Source organism: Pseudomonas sp. S3_C06 (assembly GCF_054667675.1).
Window position 1 is genome coordinate 5,385,124 of record NZ_CP162747.1, and the last position, 15,699, is coordinate 5,400,822.

At 60.5% G+C, this 15,699-nt stretch carries 14 protein-coding genes; 6 read left to right on the forward strand and 8 right to left on the reverse strand.

The genetic code is table 11. The annotated features are described in order from the left end of the window. Positions 1 to 353 precede the first annotated feature (353 nt). Genes emhC through AB4N44_RS23950 form a run of 3 tightly spaced genes read right to left on the reverse strand, consistent with a single transcriptional unit; the run spans position 354 to position 6,121 of the window. The gene (gene emhC / locus AB4N44_RS23940) at positions 354 to 1,814 is read right to left on the reverse strand and encodes an efflux RND transporter outer membrane subunit EmhC (protein ID WP_460107228.1); all 1,461 of its coding nucleotides are present in this window, start codon (positions 1,812 to 1,814) and stop codon (positions 354 to 356) included. Continuing rightward, positions 1,811 to 4,960 carry an efflux RND transporter permease subunit EmhB gene (emhB, locus tag AB4N44_RS23945; protein WP_127926134.1) on the reverse strand — a complete coding sequence of 1,050 codons (3,150 nt, stop codon included), beginning with the start codon at positions 4,958 to 4,960 and terminating at the stop codon, positions 1,811 to 1,813. The genes emhC and emhB overlap by 4 nt, the downstream gene beginning before the upstream one ends. A 3-nt stretch (positions 4,961 to 4,963) precedes the next feature. Then, positions 4,964 to 6,121: an efflux RND transporter periplasmic adaptor subunit gene (locus AB4N44_RS23950; RefSeq protein ID WP_150749358.1), complete on the reverse strand. Its 1,158-nt coding sequence runs from the start codon at positions 6,119 to 6,121 to the stop codon at positions 4,964 to 4,966. Positions 6,122 to 6,387: 266 nt separating this feature from the next. Between AB4N44_RS23950 and emhR the strand changes: the two genes are divergently transcribed. Next, on the forward strand, positions 6,388 to 7,020 hold the full coding sequence (gene emhR / locus AB4N44_RS23955) for an efflux system transcriptional repressor EmhR (RefSeq protein WP_007917080.1): 633 nt from the start codon (positions 6,388 to 6,390) through the stop codon (positions 7,018 to 7,020). Between the two features lie 386 nt (positions 7,021 to 7,406). Here emhR and AB4N44_RS23960 read toward each other — a convergent pair whose 3' ends face one another. From AB4N44_RS23960 to AB4N44_RS23970, 3 genes are read right to left on the reverse strand one after another with little or no spacing between them, the layout of a single operon-like run. Beyond that, entirely contained in the window at positions 7,407 to 8,456 is a 1,050-nt protein-coding gene (locus tag AB4N44_RS23960; protein ID WP_460107223.1) for an alkene reductase, read from the reverse strand. A gap of 28 nt (positions 8,457 to 8,484) precedes the next feature. Beyond that, positions 8,485 to 9,651, reverse strand: coding sequence for an MFS transporter (locus tag AB4N44_RS23965; protein ID WP_460107221.1), 1,167 nt, complete (start codon positions 9,649 to 9,651; stop codon positions 8,485 to 8,487). 34 nt (positions 9,652 to 9,685) lie between these two features. Continuing rightward, positions 9,686 to 9,988, reverse strand: coding sequence for an ArsR/SmtB family transcription factor (locus AB4N44_RS23970; RefSeq protein ID WP_007917068.1), 303 nt, complete (start codon positions 9,986 to 9,988; stop codon positions 9,686 to 9,688). 170 nt (positions 9,989 to 10,158) lie between these two features. Between AB4N44_RS23970 and AB4N44_RS23975 the strand changes: the two genes are divergently transcribed. Beyond that, positions 10,159 to 10,743 carry an acyl carrier protein phosphodiesterase gene (locus tag AB4N44_RS23975; protein WP_150749355.1) on the forward strand — a complete coding sequence of 195 codons (585 nt, stop codon included), beginning with the start codon at positions 10,159 to 10,161 and terminating at the stop codon, positions 10,741 to 10,743. A 107-nt stretch (positions 10,744 to 10,850) separates the two neighbouring features. Here AB4N44_RS23975 and AB4N44_RS23980 read toward each other — a convergent pair whose 3' ends face one another. Together AB4N44_RS23980 and olsB are read right to left on the reverse strand one after the other, a co-directional pair. Then, positions 10,851 to 11,645, reverse strand: coding sequence for a lysophospholipid acyltransferase family protein (locus tag AB4N44_RS23980; protein WP_127926139.1), 795 nt, complete (start codon positions 11,643 to 11,645; stop codon positions 10,851 to 10,853). Further along, positions 11,645 to 12,400, reverse strand: coding sequence for an L-ornithine N(alpha)-acyltransferase (gene olsB / locus AB4N44_RS23985; RefSeq protein ID WP_016982801.1), 756 nt, complete (start codon positions 12,398 to 12,400; stop codon positions 11,645 to 11,647). The genes AB4N44_RS23980 and olsB overlap by 1 nt, the downstream gene beginning before the upstream one ends. A gap of 153 nt (positions 12,401 to 12,553) precedes the next feature. Between olsB and AB4N44_RS23990 the strand changes: the two genes are divergently transcribed. The 4 genes from AB4N44_RS23990 (at position 12,554) to AB4N44_RS24005 (ending at position 15,699) form a co-directional block, all read left to right on the forward strand. Next, the gene (locus AB4N44_RS23990) at positions 12,554 to 13,432 is read left to right on the forward strand and encodes an acyl-CoA dehydrogenase middle domain-containing protein (protein ID WP_460107219.1); all 879 of its coding nucleotides are present in this window, start codon (positions 12,554 to 12,556) and stop codon (positions 13,430 to 13,432) included. Between the two features lie 167 nt (positions 13,433 to 13,599). Continuing rightward, positions 13,600 to 14,673: a serine hydrolase domain-containing protein gene (locus AB4N44_RS23995; protein ID WP_460107216.1), complete on the forward strand. Its 1,074-nt coding sequence runs from the start codon at positions 13,600 to 13,602 to the stop codon at positions 14,671 to 14,673. After that, complete coding sequence (locus AB4N44_RS24000) at positions 14,670 to 14,966, forward strand: amidase (protein ID WP_460107213.1); 297 nt, start codon at positions 14,670 to 14,672, stop codon at positions 14,964 to 14,966. Before AB4N44_RS23995 ends, AB4N44_RS24000 begins: the two co-directional genes overlap by 4 nt. Positions 14,967 to 15,108: 142 nt before the next feature. Further along, positions 15,109 to 15,699 carry a YceI family protein gene (locus AB4N44_RS24005; RefSeq protein WP_316917780.1) on the forward strand — a complete coding sequence of 197 codons (591 nt, stop codon included), beginning with the start codon at positions 15,109 to 15,111 and terminating at the stop codon, positions 15,697 to 15,699.

Sequence of the window (15,699 nt, forward strand, 5' to 3'; positions counted from 1 at the left end):
GCAGACCTGGAAAGTATTCAGGGGTGAAACGATGGCAATCAGCCGGACGGGGCAGGGCGCGGGAGCATGGTGTCGAACCTGTTGTTATTGGTTTTGTTGATCGAATGGTGCGGGGGGCGGATGTTCTGATTCAATTGGGAAAAGCGGGTTTTGGGCGATTATCGAACGCAAGATTAAGTTGGATTTTATGGTGTCTGTGAGGGCCTCTTCGCGAGCAGGCTCGCTCCCACATTTGGAATGCGATCCCCTGTGGGAGCGAGCCTGCTCGCGAAGGGGTCAGCCCAGACAACACAACTTTCAGGCCGGCAACAAAAAGCCCACCAATCGGTGGGCTTCCTGTGTTCACCTGATGATCAGAACAACTTCATCTTCGGTGCTTCTTCTTTCAGCGGTTCGTTCTGCGCGGTTTGCGCATTCCAGCCGCCACCCAAGGCCTTGTACAGGTTGACCGCACTGGTCAGCTGCGCGAGGCGGTCGGTGATCAGCGCTTGTTGCGCGCTGAACAGCTGACGCTGGGCATCGAGGAAGGTCAGGTTGCTGTCGACGCCGATGCGGTAGCGACGTTCGGCCAGACGGTAGTAATCCTGGTTGGCCTGAACGAAGTCACGCTGCGCTTGCAGCTGTTCGGTGTAGGTCTGGCGGGCGGCCAGGCCGTCGGCGACTTCCTGGAAGGCCGTTTGAATGGACTTCTCGTAGTTCGCCACGCCGATGTCCTTCTGGATCTTGGCGTAGTCGAGGCTGGCGCGCAGGCTGCCGGCGTTGAAGATCGGCAGGTTGATCTGCGGCTGGAATAACCACGTCCCCGAACCACCCTTGAACAGGCCGGACAGATCCGGGCTCAGGCTGCCCGCGTTGGCGGTCAGGCTGATGCTCGGGAAGAACGCTGCACGGGCTGCGCCGATGTTGGCGTTGGCCGCTTTCAGGTTGTACTCGGCTTGCAGAATGTCCGGACGACGTTGCAGCAAATCCGAAGGCAGCCCCGGCGGTACGTCGCTGAGCAGGTCATCCGCCAGCGGCTTGGCCGCTTGCAGATTGGCCGGGATACCGGTGCCGAGCAGCAGCGTCAGGCTGTTTTCGTCCTGTGCCACCTGGCGGGTGTAACGCGCCAGTTGTGCCCGGGCGTTCTCGACCGAGGTGCGCGACTGCGCCAGATCCAGCGCCGAAGCCACACCGACTTCGTTGCTGCGGCTGGTCAGCTTGTAGCTTTCTTCGAAGGCACCGAGGGTGTCCTGGGTCAGCTTGAGCAGTTCCTTGTCTGCTTGCCAGGTCAGGTAAGCATTGGCGACGCTGGCGACCAGACTGATCTGGGTGCTGCGCCGTGCTTCTTCGGTGGCGAAGTACTGTTGCAACGCTTGTTCGCTAAGGCTGCGAACCCGACCGAACAGGTCGAGTTCGTAGGCGCTGATGCCGACGGTGGCCGAGTAGGAACTGGTGATGCCCGCTTCACCGGTCTGCGATGCACGAGCCGGAACTCGCTGACGGCTGCCGCTTGCATTGGCCGAAACCGCCGGGAACAGGTCGGCACGCTGGATGCGGTATTGAGCCGCATAAGCGTCGATGTTCAGTGCCGCGACACGCAGGTCACGGTTGTTTTCCAGCGAAACCTGAATCAGCTGTTGCAGCGCCGGGTCATGAAAAAACTGTTTCCAGCCCTGCTCGGCAGCGGCCTGCGCCGGAGCCTGGGCCGGCGAATACGCCGGCCCCTGCGGGAACTGACCTGCGACCGGAGCCTCAGGCTGCTGATAGTCAGGTATCAGCGAGCAACCGCTCAGCACGAAGGCGGCGACTGCGATGGAGAGTAGCGACTTGCTCATTGGCCAGCCTCTTTAGGAGTTTCAGTAGCTTCATCCTCGTCAGCGATTTTACGCTGGCCCAGGGACGAAACCGTAACGAAGAACAGTGGGACCCAGAAGATCGCTAGGATCGTGGCCGTGAGCATACCGCCAATCACGCCCGTACCGATCGCATGTTGACTGCCTGAACCGGCGCCCGTGGAAATCGCCAACGGTACAACACCGAGGACGAAGGCCAGCGAGGTCATGATGATCGGTCGCAGACGCATGCGGCACGCTTCAATCGCCGCATCCCGCAGGCTGCGTCCCTGTTCATGCAGTTCCTTGGCGAACTCGACGATCAGAATGGCGTTTTTAGCCGCCAGACCGATGGTCGTCAACAGGCCGACCTGGAAGTAGACGTCGTTGGACAAACCGCGCAGGCTGGTGGCCAGCAGCGCACCGATGATCCCCAGCGGCACCACGAGCATAACCGCGATCGGAATCGACCAGCTCTCGTACAACGCCGCCAGACACAGGAACACCATCAGCAGCGACAGGGCGTACAGCGCTGGCGCTTGCGAACCCGACAGACGTTCCTCATAAGACAGACCCGTCCAGGAGATACCGACACCCGCCGGCAGCTTCTTGGCAATCGCTTCGACTTCGGCCATCGCATCACCGGTGGAGTAACCCGGCGCTGGAGAACCGAGGATCTCCATCGCTTCTACACCGTTGTAACGCGCCAGTTTCGGCGATCCGTAGATCCACTCGCCCTTGGCGAACGCGGAGAACGGCACCATGGTCCCGGCGCTGTTGCGCACGTACCACTTCTTCAAGTCTTCAGGGCTCATGCGAGCACCGGCCTGACCTTGCACGTACACCTTCTTCACCCGACCACGGTCGATGAAGTCGTTGACGTAGCTACTACCGAAGGAGATCGACAGCGTGCTGTTGATGTCGGCAATGCTCACGCCGAGGGCCTGGGCCTTCTGATCGTCGATTTCCAGGTGGTATTGCGGCTCGTCGTTCAGGCCGTTCGGACGCACCTGATAGAGCACCTTGCTCTGCGCGGCCAGACCGAGGAACTGGTTGCGCGCCTCCATCAGTTTTTCGTGACCGATACCGGCACGGTCCTGCAGGAACACGTCGAAACCGGTGGCGTTACCCAATTCCAGTACCGCTGGCGGGGCGAAAGCAAACACCATCGCGTCGCGGAAGCTGAAGAAGTGTTGCTGCGCACGCTGGGCGAGGGCGAACACGCTGTTGCTCGCGTCACGCTCGTCCCACGGTTTGAGCATGATGAACGCCAGACCCGAGCTCTGACCGCGACCGGCGAAGTTGAAGCCGTTAACGGTGAACACCGAGGACACCGCACCGGATTCTTTCTCCAGCAGGTAGGAACGCATTTCGTCGATCACGACTTGGGTACGTTCGGCACTGGAGCCGGCCGGGGTTTGCACCTGGGCGAACAGTACGCCTTGGTCTTCTTCCGGCAGGAACGCGGTTGGAATACGGGTGAACAGCCAGATCATGCCGACCACGATCAGCAGATAGGCGAGCAGGTACGGCGCTTTGCGCGACAGCATGTTGCCGACACCGCGCTCGTAGCTCTGCACACCACGGTCGAAATTGCGGTTGAACCAGCCAAAGAAACCCTTCTTCGGCGTGCCATGCTCGCCTTTCGGAATCGCCTTGAGCATGGTTGCGCACAGCGCCGGGGTGAAGATCAGCGCGACCAGTACCGACAGGGCCATGGCCGAGACGATGGTGATCGAGAACTGCTTGTAGATCACACCGGTGGAACCGCTGAAGAACGCCATCGGCAGCAAGACCGCCGACAGCACCAGCGCGATACCGACCAGGGCGCCCTGGATCTGGCCCATGGACTTCTTGGTCGCTTCCTTCGGTGACAAGCCTTCCTCGCTCATCACCCGCTCGACGTTTTCCACCACCACGATGGCGTCGTCCACCAGCAAGCCGATGGCCAACACCATGCCGAACATGGTCAGGGTGTTGATGCTGAAACCGAAGGCCGCGAGGATGCCGAACGTACCGAGCAATACCACCGGCACAGTCATCGTGGTGATGACGGTAGCGCGGAAGTTCTGCAGGAACAGGAACATCACCAGGAACACCAGCACGATCGCTTCGACCAGGGTTTCAACCACACCCTTGATCGACTCGGTCACCACCGGGGTGGTGTCGTACGGGAACACCACTTCCATGCCTTGCGGGAAGAACGGCTTGAGTTCGTCAATCGTCTTGCGCAGGGCTTTGGCGGTGTCGAGGGCGTTGGCGCCGTTGGCCAGTTTTACCGCCAGACCGGAGGACGGTTTGCCGTTGAACTGTGCGGAAATGGTCGAGTTCTCACCACCCAGACCGACATCGGCGACATCACCGACGCGCACTTGCGAGCCGTCCTGATTGACCTTCAGCAGAATCGCCTTGAACTGCTCAGCGGTCTGCAGACGGGTCTTGCCGATGATCGTCGCGTTCAGTTGCTGACCTGGCAGCGCCGGCAAACCGCCGAGCTGACCGGACGACACCTGGACGTTCTGCGCCGAGATGGCGGAGCTGACATCAGACGGGGTCAGGTTGTACTTGTTCAGCTTGGCCGGATCGAGCCAGATGCGCATCGCGTACTGGGCACCGAAGACCTGGAAGTCACCGACACCGGCGGTCCGCGAGATCGGGTCCTGCATGTTCGACACGATGTAGTTGGACAAGTCGTCCTTGGTCATGCTGCCGTCACGCGAGACCACACCGATCACCAAGAGGAAGTTTTTCACTGCCTTGGTGACGCGGATACCTTGTTGCTGCACTTCCTGCGGCAACAGCGGGGTAGCGAGGTTCAGCTTGTTCTGAACCTGCACCTGCGCGGTGTCGGAGTTGGTGCCTTGCTCGAAGGTCGCGGTGATGGTCATGCTGCCGTCGGAGTTACTTTCCGAGGACACATAACGCAGGTTGTCGATACCGTTGAGCTGCTGCTCGATCACCTGGACCACGGTGTCCTGCACGGTTTGCGCCGAAGCGCCCGGGTAGGTCACGGAGATCGCAATGGCCGGCGGCGCAATGCTCGGGTACTGGTTGATCGGCAATTTCAGGATCGAAAGTGCCCCGACCAGCATGATCACCAGGGCAATTACCCAAGCGAAAATCGGACGGTCGATGAAGAATTTTGACATGGATTACTCCCCTTTGCCGCCGGCGGCTTTGTCAGCTGCCTGAGCGGGGGCCGGGTTCTTGTTGCCTACGTTAGTGGCTTCGGTCGGGTTGACCTGAACACCTGGACGCACGTACTGCAGGCCTTCGGTGATCAAGCGATCGCCGGCCTTCAGGCCGTCTTCGATCAGCCACTGGCTGCCGACGGTGCGGCTGGCCTTGAGCTGACGCAGTTCGACCTTGTTATCGGCGCCGACGACCAGTGCGGTCGGAGTGCCTTTGAGGTCACGGGTCACGCCTTGTTGCGGCGCCAGAATGGCCGCAGCGTTGACGCCGGCCTGCAACTGGGCGCGGACGAACATGCCTGGCAGCAGGGTGTGATCCGGGTTCGGGAACACGGCGCGCAAGGTCACGGAACCGGTAGTCGGGTCAACCGTGACTTCGGAGAATTCCAGCTTACCGTCAAGCTTGTACTGGCTGCCGTCTTCCAGGGTCAGTTTGACCGCTGCGGCGGTATCGCCGGACTTCTGCAGGCGACCGCTTTCCAGCTCGCGGCGCAGCTCCAGCAGTTCAACCGAGGACTGGGTGACGTCGACGTAGATCGGGTCCAGTTGCTGGATCGTTGCCATCGCGTCGGTCTGGCCATTGCTGACCAGTGCACCTTCGGTGACCGAAGAACGACCGATGCGGCCGGAGATCGGCGCGTACACCTTGGTGTAACGCACGTTGATCTGCGCGGTCTGCAACGACGCTTCCGATTCCATGCGGTTGGACACGGCGGTGTCGTATTCCTGACGGCTCACGGCCTGCTCGTCGACCAGTTGCTTGTAGCGGTCGGAGATCGACTTGGTCGAACGCAGGTTGGCTTCAGCGCTTTTCAGGGTCGCTTCATAGACCGACGGATCGATCTGATACAGCTGCTGGCCGGCTTTGACATCGCCGCCTTCCTTGAACAGACGCTTGAGAATGATGCCGTTGACCTGCGGGCGAACTTCAGCGATGCGGAACGCACTGGTGCGGCCCGGCAGTTCCGACGTGAGGGTAAAGGCTTGTGGTTGCAGGGTGACGACGCCGACCTGAGGCGGTGGAGCGGCCGGGGCCGCTTCTTCCTTTTTACATCCGCTGAGCAGCGATGCCAGGGCGACGGCAGTGACCAGAGCGGTAACAGCTGGCTTGAATTGCATGAAAATCCTCGGGTCAGGCGCGCGAAAAGCGCACAAGAAGTGTGGAAGGGTAAAAAAAGGTTACCGGGTGGATAAGTAGCTTGCTAAGGAATATACTTACGTTCATGGTTGTTTGTAAACACCCTGGCGTCGTATCCACCCTGTTACAAAAAACGGCGCAAGGTTTGAAATTGTAGGCTGGGGAGCCGATTCATGAGAGATCGCCCCCTCTTTATTCAGCGGATATTCAGCCATCCCTGAAACATCCTGTTTGAGGTTTTACTGCCATGGTCCGTCGTACCAAAGAGGAAGCTCAGGAGACCCGTAGCCAGATTCTGGAAGCGGCAGAGAAAGCCTTTTATGAAAGGGGCGTTGCGCGCACGACCCTGGCGGATATCGCGGCCCTGGCCGGCGTCACGCGCGGTGCCATTTACTGGCATTTCAGCAACAAGGCCGATCTGGTGCAGGCGATGCTCGATTCGTTGCGTGAGCCGCTGGATGAACTGGCCAGAGCCAGCGAAAGTGAAGACGAGCTCGATCCGCTGGGCTGCATGCGCCAACTGCTGATTCATTTGTTTCATCAAGTTGCGCTGGACCCGAAAACCCGGCGTATCAACGAAATTCTGTTTCATAAGTGCGAGTTCACCGATGAAATGTGCGATTTGCGCCAGCAGCGCCGGGACGTCAGTCTCGATTGCAATGAGCGCATCGCTCTGACGTTGCGTAATGCGGTGAATCGCGGCCAGTTGCCGGAAGATCTCGACACTGCCCGCGCGGCCATCAGCATTCACAGCTATATCGATGGCCTTCTGTATGGATGGCTTCTGGCACCGGACAGCTTTGAGCTACATGCCGAGGCCGAGCGTTGGGTCGATACAGGGTTGGATATGCTGCGCCTGAGCCCCAGCCTGCGCAAATGAAACAAAATGCGTAATTGGCACAGCTTATGTCAATTGGCCTGCCTTTATATACGTTTGCGGCGGGGAGTTTATACGTAGCGAGCTACGCATTTTGTAGGGAATTTGTGTCGTCTGTGTGAATGAGTGTGAGCGGTTTGCCCTCACCCTAGCCCTCTCCCAGCGGGAGAGGGGACCGACCGAGGAGTTCTTTCGAGATACGCCGACCTGAAATATCAGGTCGAACTCCAGATTTGAAACGCACACAGATCGGCTCCCTCTCCCTCGGGAGAGGGCTGGGCGGGCGGCGTTCCGATGAGGGGCTACGTACTAAACCGCGCAATCAATCTCCCGGCGAACACAAAAAAGCCCCCGACTCTCACAAGTCGGGGGCTTTGTGTTTCTGCTTCTTACAGCGCTGGATAGTCGATATAACCGACCGGGCCTTTGCCGTAGAAGGTTTCCGGGTGCGCATCATTAAGCGGCGCATCAGCCTTCAAACGCGCCGGCAGATCCGGGTTGGCAATGAACGGCACACCGAACGCCACAGCGTCAGCCTTGCCGCTGGCCAGCCATTCATTGGCGCTGTCCTTGGTGAATTTTTCGTTGGCGATGTACGGGCCACCGAAAGCTTCTTTCAGTTGTGGACCGAGGCTGTCGGCACCTTCTTTCTCACGGGAGCAGATGAACGCGATGCCGCGTTTGCCCAGCTCACGAGCCACGTAAGTGAAGGTTTTCGCCAGGTTTTCGTCGCCCATGTCATGGGAGTCAGCGCGCGGTGCCAGGTGCACGCCGACACGGCCGGCGCCCCAGACTTCGATCGCCGCGTCGGTCACTTCCAGCAGCAGGCGCGCACGGTTTTCCAGCGAGCCACCGTAATTGTCGGTGCGCTGGTTGGTGCTGCTTTGCAGGAACTGGTCGAGCAGGTAACCGTTGGCGCCGTGGATTTCCACGCCATCGAAACCGGCCGCTTTGGCGTTTTCGGCGCCGGTGCGGTAGGCGTCGACGATGTCGGCGATTTCAGCGGTTTCCAGTGCACGCGGAGTCGGGTAGTCGGCCAGTGGGCGAACCAGGCTGACGTGACCTTTCGGCTGGATCGCGCTCGGAGCGACGGGTGCTTCACCGTTGAGGTACGACGGGTGGGAAACCCGGCCGACGTGCCACAGTTGCAGGAAGATCTTGCCGCCGGCAGCGTGAATGGCTTTGGTCACGTTGGCCCAGCCGCGCACTTGATCGTTGGACCAGATGCCCGGGGTGTCCGGGTAGCCAACGCCCATTGGCGTCACCGAGGTGGCTTCGCTGAGGATCAGGCCAGCGGAAGCACGCTGTACGTAGTACTCGGCCATCAACGCGTTTGGCACGCGACCTTCGTCGGCGCGGCAGCGGGTCAATGGGGCCATGATGATGCGGTTGGCCAGCTCGATGTCGCCGAGTTTGATCGGATCGAAAATAGTTGCCATGTCTACAACCCTCGTAAGTGGAAAGTAATCAGTTAGTTGCCGGGGCCAGATCGGCATTGCCGTTCTGACGGAAAGTAATCAGCGTCACCAGCAGGGCGAGCACGGCCAGGGCGGCGGCTGCGAGCGGTACCCTGGTCAGGCCGAAGCCGTGGGCGATGACGCTGCCGCCAACCCAGGCGCCGAGCGCGTTACCGACGTTGAAGGCGCCGATGTTCAGGGTCGACACCAGGTTCGGTGCGGCTTTGCCGAAGGTCACCACGTTGACTTGCAGCGCCGGTACGGCGGCGAAACACGCGGTGGCCCAGAGGAACAGGGTGATTTCGGTCGGGATCAGCGCGACGCTGGTCCAGGTCAGCACGGTGGAGACCACGGCCATGGCGATGAATACGCCGATCAGCGTGGCGGCCATGCCTTTGTCGGCGAGTTTGCCGCCGATGATGTTGCCGACGGTCAGGCCCAGGCCGATCAGCATCAGTGTCCAGGTCACGCCACGGGGCGAAACGCCGGTGACTTCGCCGAGCAGCGGGGCAACGTAGGTGAACAGGGTGAAGACGGACGCGGCGAACAGCGCGGTCATGCTCAGCGACAGCCAGATCCCCGCACCTTTGAGGGCGGAGAGTTCGGCACGCATGTCGAGTTTTTCTTCGTCACGCTTGGCCGGCAGGAAACGGATCAGGCCGATCAGCGCAATCACACCGATAACGGTCACCGCCCAGAAGGTCGAGCGCCAGCCATATTGCTGACCCAGCGCAGTGCCCAGCGGTACACCGAGGACGTTGGCCAAGGTCAGGCCGGTAAACATCAACGCCACCGCCGACGCTCGCTTGTTGGCCGGCACCAGATTGGCCGCTACCACCGAACCGATGCCGAAGAACGCACCGTGGCACAGCGCGGTGATCACGCGGGCAAACATCAGCACGTTGTAGTCACTGGCAATGGCGCAGAGCAGGTTGCCGACAATAAAGATGCCCATCAACGCCACCAGTGCTGCTTTACGTGGCAGTCTGGCGGTGGCCATTGCCATGAACGGCGCACCGATCGCCACGCCGAGGGCGTAACCGGTCACCAGCCAGCCAGCGCCGGGGATCGACACACCGAGGTCGGCCGCCACATCGGGCAGCAGGCCCATGATGACGAATTCGGTGGTGCCGATGGCGAAGGCGCTCAAGGCGAGTATGAGTAGCGAGAGGGGCATGCAGGTTTCCTTGTCGGCTGGCTGACGTTAAGGGTCAGAGCTCTTTACTGAGGGTGCTGAGGAACGCCTGGATCACGTCCTCGTTACGTTTGAAAAAGTGCCATTGCCCGGCTTTCTGGCTGCTGATCAGACCGGCGCGTTGCAACGTCGCGAGGTGTGCCGAAACGGTCGACTGCGACAGGCCGCAGCGTTGATCGATCTGCCCGGCGCAGATGCCGTACTCGTGGTTGTGCAACTGTTCCGGAAATTCGTTCTTCGGGTCTTTCAGCCAGTTGAGGATGTCTCGCCGTACTGGGTGCGCCAGGGCTTTTATTATTTCGTCGAGGTCGAGGTTCATGGCAGGGTGCTCACAATGTGTACAACGCTATATCGCGATGTGGCGAAATATAAATCGTTAGATCGCGATACACCAATATGATTTTGATCTGACGTCAGCATAAATTGGTATATCGCGTTATAACGATACGTGGATGTATGGCTTATGGGCCGCAGTGCTAAGCTGCGCCCATGAACTATCTCGCACATTTACACCTCGGTGGCCAGCGCCCCGGGCAACTGCTCGGCAGCCTTTATGGCGATTTCGTCAAAGGCCGGCTGCAAGGGCAGTTTGCGCCGGAGGTGGAAGCGGCCATTCAACTGCATCGACGGATTGACGTGTTCACTGACCGTCATCCGCTGGTGGACATCGCGCTAGGGCGTTTTTCCGATACGCGCCGGCGTTATGCCGGGATCGTGCTCGATGTGTTTTTCGATCATTGCCTGGCGCGGGACTGGAAGCTATATGCCGACCAGCCGCTAGAGGTTTTCACCGCTGATGTGTATCGGGTGCTGACCCGCGAGCCGCAATTGCCCGAACGATTGGCGAGGATCGCCCCGCACATGGTGGCCAATGACTGGTTGGGTTCGTATCAGCAGTTTGAAGTGCTGGAGCAGGTGTTGCGCGGGATCTCGCGGCGGTTGAGCCGGCCGGAGGAACTGGCGGGGGCGATGGAGGAATTGCGGCGGTTGTATGAGCCGTTGAGTGACGACTTCCGCTTGTTCTACCCCCAACTCCAAGACTTCGCCCAAAACCCCGAATCACTGAAGATCTAAATGTGGGAGCGAGCCTGCTCGCGAAGGCGGCGTGTCATTCAGCATCTATATTGGCTGAGATACCGCTTTCGCGAGCAAGCTCGCTCCCACAGGGGAGAGGTGTGTTTTCAGGCGGCAATCAATTCGCCGGCACGACGCGGTTCAGCCGGTTTCGCTACCTCACCAAACAAGGCCTTCTGCACCGCCTGCTGCGCTTCAAACGCCAGCGCCGCGCGCTCACGCCCCTGGCAGGCAAGCGGTTTGAGCAGGTGCACTTCAACATCACCGCAATCGTTGCTGAACAGGCGCATCAGGTGCGACAGCAAATCATCGTCACCAATGAACGGTGCCAGCCCATCGATTTCGCCATCGCGCAGGTAACGGATCGCCACCGGTTGCAACATCACCTCGGAATCAATCGCCGCCGCCAGCAAGCGACCATGAAAGGTTCGCAGCGAACGGCCATCGGTGGTGGTGCCTTCCGGGAACATCAGCAAGGCGTGATCGGTTTGCAGGTGACGGGTCATCTGCTTGCGGATCAACTGGCTGTCGCCCGAACCGCGACGGATGAACAGGCTGCCGGCCTTCGCCGCGAGCCAACCGGCCACCGGCCAGGTACGCACCTCGGCCTTGGACAAAAACGACAGCGGCGTGAGCATGCCGAGCAGTGGAATGTCCGTCCATGAAACGTGGTTGCTGACCCACAGCATCGGCTGTTTCGGCAGTTCACCGTGAACCGTCACGCGAAAGGGCAGGGCATTGCTCAGGCGCGCCATGAAGAAGCGCGACCAGCGCTGACGCCGCTCCATCGAATGCGCCAGGCCAATCCGTTCAAACACGCCGAAGACGCTGGCCATGGTCAAACCCAGCGACACCACCAACAGCACCCGCGCGATCCGCGCGTACACGCGCAACCGGCTCATTACACAGCCGCCTTGAAGTGCTTGGCGTAGCGCGGGCAGAGTTCGTCGCGTTTGAGCAGGATGAACACGTCGGCGACCTGGAAGTCTTCGTCCCAGCACGGCTCACCGCAGATCTTCGCGCCCAGACGCATGTAAGCCTTGAGCAGCGGCGGCATTTCGGCGATCACGTTGGACGGAATATCCAGGGTTGGCAGCGGATTTTTCGGCTCGGCGCGCAGGTTTTCGGTGCACAGATAACGTTCGCGCAGGCGCTGCATGATCGCGTGGGCCTGAATGCCGCCGTCCTGCATCGGGATGCTCGCGCAACCCATCAGATAGCTGTAGCCGCCCTGATTCAATACTTCGGCCAACTCGCCCCACAACACCGCGATGGTGCCGCCGTTGCGGTACGCCGGGTCGACGCAGGTGCGGCCGATTTCCAGAATCGGCCCTTGCAGATGAGCGAGGCCGTGCAGGCTGAATTCTTCTTCGCTGTAGAACTTGCCGAGGCTGCTGGCGGCGGTGTGATCGAGCAAACGCGTGGTCGCCACCAGACGGCCGGTGTTCAAATCACGCACGCCGATGTGGCTGCAGTGAACATCATAATCATCCATGTCCAGACCCAGTTCCGCGCCTTTCAGTTTGGCGTTGAACTCGCCGCTGAAGACGTTGAAGCGCAAGGCCTGGGCTTGCTGCAAGGCCTCGGCGCCGATCAGGCGTTCGGCTTGCAGGCGGCGTTCATTGCCGGTGTCGCTGATGCGGGCGATCTGAGTCATGTGAATCTCCGTACGGGCCTTTAACCCGTCGTGGGTTGCAGCCGATCGACTTTCTTTATGCAGCCGTGTTGTGCAAAGTCAGGCTATGTAGCCCCGGTGTCATCGCCATGAAAGTTTGGTGATGCTTATATGACAGCCCACAAGGAGCCTCTTATGCCCTGGCCAGATCTGCTGCACAGCCGTGACCGATTGCCCGCCGTTGCTGACCTGGCCGAGGGTTTTGCGACGTTGTTGCAGCAACTGGGCAACGTCACGCCGTTCGAATTGGCGGTCGCGGGCGGGCGGCGAATGGCAACGCCGGGGCTGGCGTTTCTGCTCGGTTATCAAGCGGCTTTGCGCATGTTGTGGCCGAGTGCGCCGCTGAGCCTGGGCGCTTTGTGTGCGACCGAACAGCGCAGTTTGCGTCCGGCGGATATGCAGACGCGGCTGAGCGATTTGCGCCTGAGCGGGCGCAAGGATTTCGTCACCGCTGGCGATGCGGCGGACTGGCTGTTGATCGCTGCGCGCAGCGAAGAACCCGGCGAAACCCCACGACTGAGTCTGGCGGTTGTGTACCCCGGCGAGCCCGGCGTGACCGTGGAGAAACTGCCGGCGCTGCCGTTGATGCCAGACATCAGTCATGGCCGGTTGCTGCTGGATGGCGCGTTGTGTGAGTTGCTGGCGGGGGATGGTTGGGATGCTTACGTCAAACCGTTCCGCACGCTGGAAGATATCTATGTGTTGAGCGCGATGACCGCGTGGTTGTATGGCGTCGGCCAGGACAGTGACTGGCCGCAGGCGCTGCAACTTCGGTTGCTGGCGTTGTTGGCCGGGTGCGCCGAGGCGAGTCGGCAACCGCCGAACAATCCGGCCGGGCATGTGTTGCTGGGTGGGTTGTTTGCGCAGTTTGAGGCGCTGGAGGGGGAGGTGAGTCAGGCGTTGGCTGACGGGCCGGCAGAGTGGGCGCAGATGTGGCAGCGCGATCAAGGCGTGATGCAGTTGGCGGCGGGGGCTCGGGCCAAGCGGTTGACCAAGGCTTTGATGGTGAATTGACTGGCCCCTTCGCGAGCAGGCTCGCTCCCACAGGGGACCGCGTTTCTTCAATTGAAATGCGTTCAAAATGTGGGAGCGAGCCTGCTCGCGAAGGCGCCCTCAAAATCACCACACATCTGTCATCAACCCCGACTAGTCTCAGCAGGTTCTCCCCAAGAGCCCTCACCATGTGCAAAGGCCTGCCCCTGTTTCTGCTGCTGATCTGCTTCACCGTTCAAGCCGAACAGTGGCCCGGCGAACAATGGCCAACTGGCACGACGATCACCGATACAGGAGCGCTGGATAATTACGCCTTCCCACCCCGCGACGACGCCACCCGCCAAGGCATCCGCACCGACGCCCTGCTGATCATCCGCGACGGCCAGATCCTCTACGAACGCTACGCCGGCCCGACCACCGAGCAAACCCCGCACCTGACCTGGTCGATCAGTAAAAGCCTGATGGCCACCGTCCTCGGCGTGGCGTACGGCGAAGGCCTGTTCAAACTCGAAGATCCCGCCGCAAAGTTCTACCCGCCACTGGCAAAACACCCGGAGATAAAAATCGCCGATCTGCTGCACTGGGCCTCCGGTATCGATTGGCAGGAAGACTACGAATATGCCCCGCTGAAATCCTCGGTAGTGGCGATGCTCTATACCCGTGGTCACCGCGACATGGCCGCGTTTACCGCCGATCACGATGCCTACGCCGAACCGGGGCAGGCCTTCCGCTATTCCAGTGGCGACAGCAATCTCTTGGCGGCAGCGTTGAAAAATATTGTCGGGTCGCAGCGTTATGCGGGTTATCCGTGGACGGCTTTGTTCGAGCCGTTGGGCATCCGTCACGCCGTGTGGGAAACCGATGCCAGCGGCACGTTTGTCGCGTCGTCTTACGCTTATCTGACAGCCCGGGATCTGGCGCGCGTCGGTCTGTTGATGGCCCGCGACGGGCGCTGGAATGATCGCCAATTGCTGCCCAAGGATTGGGTCGCGTTCAACCTTGAACCCTTCGCCGGTTACAAGGCTCATCAGGACGAAGCGGTGCCCGGCGGCCACTGGTGGCTCAATCGTCCGGCCGATGGCGCCGCGTCACCGTGGCCCGACGCACCGCCGGACACCTTCGCCGCGCTTGGTCATTGGGGCCAGGCGCTGTACGTGATCCCCAGCGAGAAACTGGTGATCGTGCGATATGGCGATGACCGCGACGGCAGCTACCGCCACAACGAATTGCTCAAACACGTGCTGAAGGCGGTGCGGCCATGAAGCGCTTTTTGCTGTTACTGCTTGTTCTGCTGCTCGGCTGGTTCGTCTACGAGCGCGAAAATCTGTGGGCTTTCCCAGACATCATCAGCGCCTACACCGCCAAGGAATATTGTTCGTGCCGGTATCTGATGAACAACGATGCCGAGTATTGCCGTGGCTATGTCAAACAATGGCTGCCGACCAGCCAGTTCACCGATGACCCTGCCAGCAAAACCATCACCGTCAGCGGCATGGGCCGCAGCAATCGCGCCCAATGGTTGAGCGAACGCCAAGGTTGTCGTTTACAGCCTTAAAAGATCGCAGCCTTCGGCAGCTCCTACATGACCGGGTCCACCCTGTAGAGCTGCCGAAGGCTGCGATCTTTTGATCTTGATGTTGCAATAACTTTGGGGGCGGTTAAGGTTCGTGCAGGTTTATCGGCCCCACGAGTGTTCAATGTTCAACCGCTCCCTGTGTGCAACCCTGTCCAGCCTGCTGCTCGCTGCCGTCACGCTGCCGGCGCAGGCCAATTGGTATCTGGACGGCGAGTCGTCGCGGCTGTCGTTCGTCAGCACGAAAAACGCCAATGTTTCCGAAGTGCAGCGCTTTCTGGTGCTGCACGGTAAGGTCGACCCTAACGGTCGCGCCGAAGTCGAAGTCGAGCTGGACTCGATCAACAGCGGCATCCCGCTGCGCGACGAGCGCATGCGCAAGGAGCTGTTCCAGATCGGGCAATTCCCCGAAGCGACCATCACCACCCAGATCGACCTGCGCCCGATCAACGATCTGGCCCCCGGTGCGCAACTGGAATTGCGTCTGCCGCTGACCGTCAACCTGCACGGCAAGCAACATGAATACCCGGCCGAACTCTTGGCAACGCGCCTTGATGATCGCCGCTTTCAGGTGGTGACGCTGGAGCCGCTGGTGATCAACGCCGAGGATTTCGATCTGCTGCCAGGGCTGGAAAGCCTGCGCAAGCTCGCCGGTCTGTCGGCCATCAGTCTGTCGGTGCCGGTGGGTGCGGTGCTGATCTTCACGGCGCGCTGA

Coding starts and splice junctions, on each gene's coding strand:
- emhC (WP_460107228.1), bottom strand. CDS start 1,814: ATGAGCAAGTCGCTACTCTCCATCGCAGTCGCCGCCTTCGTGCTGAGC.
- AB4N44_RS23975 (WP_150749355.1), top strand. CDS start 10,159: ATGAACTATCTCGCACATTTACACCTCGGTGGCCAGCGCCCCGGGCAA.
- AB4N44_RS24005 (WP_316917780.1), top strand. CDS start 15,109: ATGTTCAACCGCTCCCTGTGTGCAACCCTGTCCAGCCTGCTGCTCGCT.
- AB4N44_RS23995 (WP_460107216.1), top strand. CDS start 13,600: ATGTGCAAAGGCCTGCCCCTGTTTCTGCTGCTGATCTGCTTCACCGTT.
- emhB (WP_127926134.1), bottom strand. CDS start 4,960: ATGTCAAAATTCTTCATCGACCGTCCGATTTTCGCTTGGGTAATTGCC.
- AB4N44_RS23970 (WP_007917068.1), bottom strand. CDS start 9,988: ATGAACCTCGACCTCGACGAAATAATAAAAGCCCTGGCGCACCCAGTA.
- AB4N44_RS24000 (WP_460107213.1), top strand. CDS start 14,670: ATGAAGCGCTTTTTGCTGTTACTGCTTGTTCTGCTGCTCGGCTGGTTC.
- AB4N44_RS23990 (WP_460107219.1), top strand. CDS start 12,554: ATGCCCTGGCCAGATCTGCTGCACAGCCGTGACCGATTGCCCGCCGTT.
- AB4N44_RS23980 (WP_127926139.1), bottom strand. CDS start 11,645: ATGAGCCGGTTGCGCGTGTACGCGCGGATCGCGCGGGTGCTGTTGGTG.
- emhR (WP_007917080.1), top strand. CDS start 6,388: ATGGTCCGTCGTACCAAAGAGGAAGCTCAGGAGACCCGTAGCCAGATT.
- olsB (WP_016982801.1), bottom strand. CDS start 12,400: ATGACTCAGATCGCCCGCATCAGCGACACCGGCAATGAACGCCGCCTG.
- AB4N44_RS23965 (WP_460107221.1), bottom strand. CDS start 9,651: ATGCCCCTCTCGCTACTCATACTCGCCTTGAGCGCCTTCGCCATCGGC.
- AB4N44_RS23960 (WP_460107223.1), bottom strand. CDS start 8,456: ATGGCAACTATTTTCGATCCGATCAAACTCGGCGACATCGAGCTGGCC.
- AB4N44_RS23950 (WP_150749358.1), bottom strand. CDS start 6,121: ATGCAATTCAAGCCAGCTGTTACCGCTCTGGTCACTGCCGTCGCCCTG.